The following is a 731-nucleotide window of genomic DNA, read 5'->3' on the forward strand; positions in this document are numbered from 1 at the left end:
GTTCATGACTGGGGTGAAGTCGTAACAAGGTAGCCCTAGGGGAACCTGGGGCTGGATCACCTCCTTACCTATACGACTAACTTAATGTTTGGTCGAAAAATGCTCCTGCATTTTCGACATTCGGTACATCCGTGTACCTTTTGAGTGTTCACACAGATTTGCTTGATAGAAGAAAGAGTAAAAGATGGACCTAGTTAAATAGGTTTATCAAAGATGGGTCTGTAGCTCAGCTGGTTAGAGCGCACCCCTGATAAGGGTGAGGTCGGTGGTTCAAGTCCACTCTGACCCACCAAATCTTTGTTCTCCTTTGTTAAATTAACACTTGTTTAGTGAACTAAACGTCGCGTTAATTTGCCGCGGATAACTTGATTTGGCAAACCAATCCTTTTAGAGGTTTGGAACATCTTACTTACTCGCACTGCATGTAAATGGGGCTATAGCTCAGCTGGGAGAGCGCCTGCCTTGCACGCAGGAGGTCTGCGGTTCGATCCCGCATAGCTCCACCATTTACTGCTTGTTTTGACTGGCTTATGCCGAAAACGAGTAATATGCATTATGGATAGAGATGCCAAAGATAAACTGAAAAATTATCTTTGGCTTTTTTAAGCCCGCTCTTTAACAATTTGGAAAGCTGATAGTAATTAACATGATGATGTCTGTCGTTGTGTTAATTGCAAACCGATGTAAGTGTGGAAACACTTGCATCATGAGTTCTCAAACACTTTATTAAG

2 tRNA genes and 1 rRNA gene are annotated in these 731 nt (G+C 42.8%); all 3 read left to right on the top strand.

From position 1 onward, the window contains the following. Positions 1-67: ribosomal RNA gene (locus tag L2717_RS18075) — 16S ribosomal RNA — on the top strand; the annotation flags it as partial. 148 nt (positions 68-215) lie between these two features. Next, a tRNA-Ile gene (locus tag L2717_RS18080) sits at positions 216-292 on the top strand. A 138-nt stretch (positions 293-430) separates the two neighbouring features. Further along, positions 431-506: transfer RNA gene (locus L2717_RS18085), tRNA-Ala, on the top strand. Positions 507-731: the final 225 nt, after the last annotated feature.

It is taken from the genome of Shewanella glacialipiscicola, assembly GCF_023283485.1.
In the GTDB taxonomy this organism is placed as follows: Bacteria; Pseudomonadota; Gammaproteobacteria; order Enterobacterales; family Shewanellaceae; genus Shewanella; species Shewanella glacialipiscicola.